The sequence below is a fragment of the Pseudomonas sp. zfem003 genome (genome assembly GCF_032621675.1).
GTDB lineage: Bacteria > Pseudomonadota > Gammaproteobacteria > Pseudomonadales > Pseudomonadaceae > Metapseudomonas > Metapseudomonas otitidis.
In genome coordinates this window covers 498,978-506,539 of record NZ_JAVYJG010000002.1, presented here as the reverse complement: position 1 = coordinate 506,539, position 7,562 = coordinate 498,978, and the positions used below count along the sequence as shown (strand labels likewise).

The 7,562-nt window shown below is 61.7% G+C and carries 7 protein-coding genes and 1 other RNA gene; 2 read left to right on the top strand and 6 right to left on the bottom strand.

Annotated elements, in window-relative coordinates:
- Positions 1-196: 196 nt before the first annotated feature.
- Positions 197-3,112, bottom strand: a complete 2,916-nt coding sequence (locus RTK35_RS05710) for an ATP-binding protein (RefSeq protein ID WP_316907590.1) — start codon at positions 3,110-3,112, stop codon at positions 197-199.
- Positions 3,113-3,251: 139 nt separating this feature from the next.
- Here RTK35_RS05710 and ssrA point away from each other — a divergent pair.
- Positions 3,252-3,603: a transfer-messenger RNA gene (gene ssrA / locus RTK35_RS05705) on the top strand.
- A gap of 66 nt (positions 3,604-3,669) precedes the next feature.
- On the opposite strand, the gene RTK35_RS05700 is transcribed toward ssrA, so the two are convergent.
- The 4 genes from RTK35_RS05700 to RTK35_RS05685 form a co-directional block, all read right to left on the bottom strand.
- Positions 3,670-4,548: a hypothetical protein gene (locus RTK35_RS05700; protein WP_316907589.1), complete on the bottom strand. Its 879-nt coding sequence runs from the start codon at positions 4,546-4,548 to the stop codon at positions 3,670-3,672.
- 60 nt (positions 4,549-4,608) lie between these two features.
- Complete coding sequence (locus tag RTK35_RS05695) at positions 4,609-5,007, bottom strand: tyrosine-type recombinase/integrase (protein ID WP_316907588.1); 399 nt, start codon at positions 5,005-5,007, stop codon at positions 4,609-4,611.
- A complete protein-coding gene (locus RTK35_RS05690; protein WP_243899092.1) occupies positions 4,971-5,519 on the bottom strand; it encodes a hypothetical protein in 549 nt (182 codons plus the stop codon). The genes RTK35_RS05695 and RTK35_RS05690 overlap by 37 nt, the downstream gene beginning before the upstream one ends.
- A 199-nt stretch (positions 5,520-5,718) precedes the next feature.
- The gene (locus RTK35_RS05685; protein WP_139233618.1) at positions 5,719-6,099 is read right to left on the bottom strand and encodes a hypothetical protein; all 381 of its coding nucleotides are present in this window, start codon (positions 6,097-6,099) and stop codon (positions 5,719-5,721) included.
- A gap of 338 nt (positions 6,100-6,437) precedes the next feature.
- On the opposite strand from RTK35_RS05685, the gene RTK35_RS05680 reads away from it, so the two are divergent.
- Positions 6,438-6,713, top strand: a complete 276-nt coding sequence (locus RTK35_RS05680) for a hypothetical protein (RefSeq protein ID WP_044413657.1) — start codon at positions 6,438-6,440, stop codon at positions 6,711-6,713.
- Positions 6,714-6,815: 102 nt separating this feature from the next.
- On the opposite strand, the gene RTK35_RS05675 is transcribed toward RTK35_RS05680, so the two are convergent.
- Positions 6,816-7,553 carry a SapC family protein gene (locus tag RTK35_RS05675; protein WP_316907587.1) on the bottom strand — a complete coding sequence of 246 codons (738 nt, stop codon included), beginning with the start codon at positions 7,551-7,553 and terminating at the stop codon, positions 6,816-6,818.
- Positions 7,554-7,562 lie beyond the last annotated feature (9 nt).

Sequence of the window (7,562 nt, the reverse complement as noted above, 5' to 3'; positions counted from 1 at the left end):
TTGAGGCATAGGCGTCCTGGCGTCCGGGCACGACGGAGCGTGCCGGGCGTTCAGGGGGCCGGCTGGGAGTAAAGGTTTGGCGCGAGTATAGGGACGGGGCTGACGCTGAAACTGAGCAATGCTGACAATTGGCCAGCACCCTGCCACCCGGCAGGCGGGGGAGCGGGCGAGGCCGAGGGCCACGCCCGCGCGGGGCTTACTCGTTGGTGCGGGCGGCGCGTTCCAGCAGGGACACGGCGAGCTGCCGCAGTTGCTGCAGGTCCACCGGTTTGGTCATGCAGGCATCGGCGCCCCGGCGGCGCGCCTCGGCCAGCAGGGCGTCGTCGGCCGCAGCGCTGACCACCATCACCGGCATGCCCTGCAGGTGGGCGGAGCGGCGCACCTGGTCGAGCACCTGCAGGCCGTCGCCGTCGGGCAGGTCCAGGTCCAGCACCAGCAGCGCCGGGGTCATCTGGTCGAGGGTGGCGAGGGCGCGGCCGATGGAGCCGACCCCGCGCACGTCGGCCACTTCACGCAGCCCTTCCTTGAGCACCTTGAGGCAGGCCGGGTGGTCCTCGACGCAGAGCACTTCCGGCAGGGTGATGGCGCCGATGTGCTCGTTGAGCGAGCCCTGGGGCTGGGGTGCGGCGGCGCTGGGCAGGTCGATCCAGAAGCGGCTGCCGACGCCGGGGGTGCTGCTGAAGCCGATGTGCCCGCCCATCAGCTCCGCCAGTTCGCGGCACAGCACCAGGCCGATGCCGGTCCCCGGAATGGTGGAGTTCTCCCGGCCCAGGCGCTGGAACGGCTGGAACAGCATGGCCTGCTGCTCTTCGCTGAGGCCCGAGCCGGTGTCGGCCACCCACAGGCGCACGCCGGTGGCGCGCACTTCGTAGCCAAGGCTGACCATGCCCTGGGGGCTGTTGTACTTGACCGCGTTGGACAGCAAGTTGAGCAGCACCTGCCGCAGGCGACGGGCATCGGCCATGACGAACAGCGCCGATTCGGGCGAGGCCATCATCTGCAGTTGCAGCTGGCGTGACTGCAGCTCGGGCTGGATCAGCTCGGCGCAACTGGTCAGCAGCGGGCCGATGTCCACCGGCTTGAGCTGCAGTTGCTGGCGGCGGCTCTCGATGCTGGAGAGGTCGAGGATGTCGTCCACCAGCGAGGTGAGGTGCCGGCTGGCGTTGACGATCTCCTGGGCGTACTCGCCCTCCTCCCGGCGCTCCTCGCGGCCTTCGGCATCCAGGGTGATGAGCTGGGCGAAGCCGTGGATGGCGTTGAGCGGGGTGCGCAGCTCGTGGCTCATGCTGGAGAGGAAGCGGCTCTTGGCCTGGCTGGCGGCCTGGGCTTCACGGGTGGCGCGGCGCAGCTCCTCTTCCACCTCCTTGAGGCGGGTGATGTCCACGTGGGTGCCGGCCACCAGCTTGGCGTGGCCGTCGGCATCCCGCTCCAGCACCTTGCCGCGGCTGAGCAGCCAGGCGTATTGCCCATTGGCGTCGGCGAAGCGGTACTCGGCGTCGAAGTTCTCCTGCTCACCGGCGGAGAACTGGGTGCGCAGCTGGCGCAGCCGCTCAATGTCGTCGGGGTGCACGCGCTTGTTGAAGTCGGCCAGGCTGAGGTGGTCGCTGGGCAGCCCGAAGCGCCGGGCGAAGCGCCCGCTGATGCGGATGGTGTGGGCCTGAGGGTCGGTCTCCCAGATGCTCTCGGTGGTGCTCTCCAGCACCAGCTCCAGGTTGCGCTGGGCCTGGAAGCGCTCCTGCTCGCTGGCCTGCAACTGGGCGCCGGTGTGCTGCACCGCCTCGGCCATGTCGGCCAGCTCCTGGATGCCGCTCTGCGGCGCGGCGGGGTGGTAATCGCCCCGGCCCAGGCTGCTCATCATCCCGACGATGCCGGACATGGGCACCGACAGCTCATTGGACAGGCGCCGCGAGCGCGACCACATCCAGGCGAAGAACAGCGCGTAGAAGAAGGCCAGGCCGGCGATCAGCAGGTAGCCGATCTGCTGGTAGCGCTCGGCCAGACGGTTGGTCTCGCTGAAGATGTTGGCCTCGTCCACCACCATCATCAGGCGCCAGCCGGTCTGCGGGATCTCGGCCCAGGCGATCATCTGCTTGCGTCCGCCCAGCACCACCTCCTGCACGTTGCCCTTGTCACCGCTCATGGCCGCCAGCAGCGGGCGCATCTCAGGGAAGCGGTCGAGCTTGAAGTCCTCGGGCTTGAGCATCTCGCGGCGCACCGCCTCCTCGTAGGAGTAGCTGGTGAGCTCGCGCAGGCTGAAGTCACGCTCGCCGGCCTCGGGCAGCGCCATGATGCTGTTGTCCCGGCTCACCAACATGGCGTAGCCCTGCCACGGCACCTTGAGGCCGCCGATCTCCTTGAGCATCTTGTCGACGGTGATATCGAGGCCCACCACGCCATCGAGGAAGTCACCGGTGTACACCGGGGCGATGGCGGACATCATCCAGCCCTGCCCGGCCGGGTCCAGGTAGACGTCGGTCCAGACCACGCGGCGCAGCGGGTTGTGGGTGGCGTCGGCGAGGTAATAGAAGTTGTAGTCGGGTATCACCATGTCATGGGGATACTGCTCGGGGGTCATGAAGAAGGGATAGATGCGGTTGTAGCTGTCCCAGGTGTTGAAGTAGACCGCCGCCATCAGCGGGTCGGACTCGCGGATGGACTTCATCAGCGGGTCCAGCTGCGACAGGCGCATCACCTTCTCGCGGTCCTGCTGCGCCGGCGGGGTGCTGTTGGCATAGAAGGAGGCGGCGCGGCCGTCGTCGCTGCGGGTGTAGAACACCCCGTCCGGGGTCTGCGCGTGGCGCTGGCGCTCCAGGGCGTCTGGGCGGAAGTCCTCGTGGTGCAGCGCGCGGTAGGCGGCGTCGCGGTACATCCGCGTCAGCACCTCGATGCTGTGCAGCCGCCCGTCGATGATCTTGCCCTCGCGCACCACCGCGCTGCTCAGGTCCTCCAGCGCGCTGCGCTGCAGGTAGTCCACCTGCGCATCGCGGATGGCGCCGTTGGTCAGCAGGTAGACGGCGATCAGCACCGACTCCACGAGGATCAGCGGAATCAGCGCGCTCTGCACGAACGCCCGCCAGATCCACTGGCGAAGGGGATGACGTGAACGCAGCATGGGACGCTCTCTGTAAGGGACACCCTGACGATAGCTGGCAATCATATGTCATGCGGCCAGCCCACCCCCAATTATCGCGGGGCTGTCGACGTTGCCCGGGTTTTGGCGTACGATGCGCCCCTGCTCTAGAGCGAGCATCGGGGCCGATTAGGATTCGACGCCGGTAACAAAACTCTAGGGGCATGCCGAGCTGGCAGCAGACCTCGTAAATCAGTTGCTGCACTTTAATAGTTGCCAACGACGACAACTACGCTCTGGCTGCTTAATGCGCCAGCAGTCGCTAGGGGATGCCTGTAAACCCGAAACGACTGTCAGATAGAACAGGATCGCCGCCAAGTTCGCTGTAGACGTAACGGCTAAAACTTATACAGCTCGCTCAAAGCACCCTGCCTGTCGGGCGGCAATGAGCTAACTCAGTAGACCAGGCTAAGCATGTAGTCCCGAAAGCGGAGAACTGGCGGACGGGGGTTCAAATCCCCCCGGCTCCACCAAATAAACCCCTGATTTTCCCAGAGAAATTCAGGGGTTTTTCTTTGGGTGTCGAAAAAGTGTCGAATCTAACCGGCGACCTTCAGGTTTGCGGCCCGGTATCGCCGAATAACGATCTGGTGCAATGCGCCACACCAAATGATTGGCTTGATGCCCCTCTCACCTGTGTACATGCAGCGCCCAGAAACGAGGACGTGCGCACCAGCTAGATCGTCTAGATCCTTGATCTTGAATGCTTCTAGAAAGTCATCAGCGATATCCCCAAATATGGCGATACTCACCGATTGATATCGAGGAGAAGAATTGAGCCAGATCTTACCGTCGGTGGTGCGGCCGGCGCTGGTTATAGGACCCCAGAAAAATTTTGCAGTATCGACGTCAGCTCGCGAAATCTCGCTGAAGGCCCTTGTCACATCACAAACACGCCCCTGGATGTAGGGCTCGTTTTCACGTCTGTAGAAGGTAACTTTGGCGTGCGACTGACGGAAATCCGGACTTTGTACGAGACGATGCAGAATTCTTTTGAGAGTGAATTCCTGACTTGAGTATCGATCATCACCCCGAATCACATGGGTGCGTCCGCCGCTTTCAACCTCACCACCTGGAACAGTATTCGGAGGAGGTAGAACGTCGATTTCTCCACCTTGCTCCTTGTCAAGGCGTACAACAATCTCGCCACTGCTCTTGATCTGGTCGACAGCCTCTAGACCATCACCCTGGTCGTCATCAACAACAACATACTCAGCTTTCAGCTCGCAGGTTGGTTCGTGATGAGCGCAAAAGTGAGCCGGATGACCGTGCGTACTCTGCCGCCTATACCATCCAAGAGCATTACATTCGACACAGGACAGACTGTTTCTCTTCTCAGCAATTTCCTCAGCTGGTAGACGAGAAAAGTCAGAGGCCTCCCAAACACGCTGGTCGATGTGACAATACGCATACTGCATGAACTACTCCTTGTACGTGGCTGCAAATCGATCATGCAACCTACTTGAAGTAATGGCAATTCAATGGCTAGCAGTTGCGAGCGGGCCAAATGTCACAGCATCCTGCAGGTGATCTCGGGCAAGGTGCGCAGACCGCATTGTCATGGCGACAGTGGAGTGTCCCAGGATTTTCTGCAGGGTGAGGATGTTGCCGCCGTTCTGGATGAAGTGACTGGCGAAGGTGTGGCGAAGGGCGTGGGTAGCCTGCCCTTTCGGGAGCTTGATGGTGGTTCGCTTCAAGGCCCGGAGGAAGGATGTGATGCGCGACGTGAACTGCCCGTGTGTGCGCCAGTGCTTCCTGAGCCGATCCGCAAGCTCCCTGGATATAGGGACGGAACGGACCTTACCTGACTTGGTGCCGGCATAGGTGACGACATTCCCCTTCAGGCGGTTTGGGGGAGCTTTTCGGCCTCCGACCATCTGGCACCCGTGGCGAGACAAAGCAGTGTCACCAGTTCGGTGTGGGGGTTCTCGCAGCCGGTGCAAATGGCGTCCAGCAGTTCGCCTATCTGGTCCTGAGTGAGCCAGGACAATTCACGCTCTTGCAGCTTGAGCGGCTTCACGCTTGCTAGTGGGTTGTCATAGTCGAGCTGGCCCAGGTCACGCAGTTCGTTGAACACGGCGCGGATGTAGCCAAGTTCGTTGTTCATCGTCTTCGGTGACACACCCGCATCGAGACGTTTACGCCGCATGGCGGAGTAGTCTGAAGCGTCGAGATGCCTTGCAATCGGGTTACGCAGACGAACAGCCACCTGCTCCAGCTTGGAGAGACGACGCTTTCCGTCCCGGAGTGAGTGCCCGTGCAGGTTGTACCAGAGGCTGATCAACTCAGAGAGCCGGCGACGATCCTTCGGTTTGGGCGTCCATGAAGGGGCCTCGATAACCCTGGCACGGCAAGTTGCTTCGAAGCGCTGTGAATCGCCCCAGACCATGCAAGTCATACAGCTAGGCGAGGCGGGAAGTTGATCTATGAGCGTGTAGCGACTGGCTCGACTAGAAGCACCCAGGCGCTGCGGGCGCAGAGTTCACTGCTATTGGTTGCGGAATAGCATTGCCCTTGACCACCGATTGCATCGGATTTGACCACCACGCTCGGCGTGGCCATGACCGACAGAGAACGACTCGAACATGCTAATGATCAGTTGGAAGTGCATATCGAACAGCTCCGCAAATTGCACCTACAACCCCACAAAACCAGTAAATATTTGAAGCATTATTAAAGTCACTCAGCAGTAGTTTTGAAGCGATTGCCGCAGTGATCCCGGCTGCTCCCCCGAGGATCGCGCCCATCCCCCACCACATATAAGTGAGGCTGCTTAATCTGACTGTTATGGCTTGAAAAATAACAAAAATCACACCAGTTATAGCGGCCACCGGCCCTCCCATCATGAATGCCGCCATAAGAGTAAAAGGGAATACCAGAGCTTCAAGACTGCCTCGAAATAAGATCAACAGACCGATGATTGGGCCAACTATTGTGAATATTAGTATGGATAGGGCACCGGATTTCATGGTTGCATTCCTTGGCACGGCAGTGAACCGATCGAGCCTCAAACTATAGCGGCATAGGCAGGAGAAGGCACCAGCGTCAAAGGAGGATCGCGGTAGCCGAGTTCAAAGGATATGAGAACCCGGCTACGACTCATCAAAAACAGTTCGGAACCGTCGTGGTTTCATCAGGCAATTCTCTGGCACCTTTCACCACGGGTTATCTGAGTCACATAACTCGTGCAGCAACTTTTTACATCAGAACATCCTTTACTGCGCTTGCACTGATCCGGCTTTTTCTTTGGGCCCTCGACTGGCTTTTGCCATACTGCCGCTCCCAATTCCCAGGATGGAGAAGCCCCATGACACTGACGTTGGACGCCGCCAAGGCCATACGGGACGGCGGGATCGATGCGCTGGCGGCACTGAACGACCTGCTCCAGGAGGCACTCCCGCACCTGACGGAGGCGCAGCAGGACGACCTGACCCGGATCACCGGCAAAGCCATGGGCATGATCGTCATGGACCTCATCAATCCGGCGGTGAAGGCCTATCCCGAGCTGGAGCCGGAGCAGAAGACCTGGAAGGCCGTAGCCCGGGAGACGGCCTCGAGGCGCGCGGCCCAGGCGCAAGCCTGACCACAGCCCCCGAGCGCCCACAAAAAAAGACGTCTGAGGACGTCTTTTTTCATGCCCGCACCCGCCAGCACGGACGGGGTGCGGAGCCCCGCCCGCCGGCACTCAGTGCAGGGCCGCCTCGCCACGGGAGGTGATCATGCGGGTGAACAGGCGGTTGGCGTTGCCCAGGGACATCAGGTGGGCATAGATCCAGCCGAGGAAGCCGGTCTTGTGCAGCTCCAGCACCTGGGCATCGTCCAGGGCGAGGAACTTCTCTTCGTCCACCGCCAGGAAGTCCGACAGCACGAAGGTCTCCCCGCTGGAGTGGGTCAGTTGCAGGGTGCGCTTGGCCAGCAGGCCCAGTTCCTCGAGCTTGAGGACGAACAGCCGGGTGCGCTCCATCTCGGCGGAGAAGTTCTGCAGGAACTCGATCATCTCGTCGAGGAACGCGCTGTTGCCGCCCTCCTCCACGAACAGCTCACGGCCCTCGCCCTCGTTCCAGCCTTCATAGGCCGCGTCGAAGCACACGGTGAAGTTGTGGGCATCGTCCTGGGCCAGCACGAACGGGTAGCGCCGCACGAAGGCCGGGATGTAGGTGTCCGCCTGCCAGCGCTGCTGCGCGTCGAGGTAGCTGTTGGTGCCTTCCTTCAGACCGAGCAGGGCGATGGGCACCAGGCGCTCGCCTTCGCCGATGAACAGGATCGGGTAGTGCGGCGCCGCCTGGAAGAATTCCAGGCCGGCCAGGGGGACCAGGTGGGTGGAACCGGCAAAGCCGCAATCCTCGGCGGCACGCAGCTTGAGCGCCTTGTGCTCCTCGCGGTTGAGGGCCTGGATGTCCTTGTACAGCAGCAGGGTGGTCATGAGTGTCTC

What these genes read in the sequence shown, in the direction of transcription:
- RTK35_RS05700 (WP_316907589.1), bottom strand. Translation starts at nt 4,548, where the DNA reads ATGCAGTATGCGTATTGTCACATCGACCAGCGTGTTTGGGAGGCCTCT.
- RTK35_RS05690 (WP_243899092.1), bottom strand. Translation starts at nt 5,519, where the DNA reads ATGGTCTGGGGCGATTCACAGCGCTTCGAAGCAACTTGCCGTGCCAGG.
- RTK35_RS05710 (WP_316907590.1), bottom strand. Translation starts at nt 3,112, where the DNA reads ATGCTGCGTTCACGTCATCCCCTTCGCCAGTGGATCTGGCGGGCGTTC.
- RTK35_RS05680 (WP_044413657.1), top strand. Translation starts at nt 6,438, where the DNA reads ATGACACTGACGTTGGACGCCGCCAAGGCCATACGGGACGGCGGGATC.
- RTK35_RS05675 (WP_316907587.1), bottom strand. Translation starts at nt 7,553, where the DNA reads ATGACCACCCTGCTGCTGTACAAGGACATCCAGGCCCTCAACCGCGAG.
- RTK35_RS05685 (WP_139233618.1), bottom strand. Translation starts at nt 6,099, where the DNA reads ATGAAATCCGGTGCCCTATCCATACTAATATTCACAATAGTTGGCCCA.
- RTK35_RS05695 (WP_316907588.1), bottom strand. Translation starts at nt 5,007, where the DNA reads ATGGTCGGAGGCCGAAAAGCTCCCCCAAACCGCCTGAAGGGGAATGTC.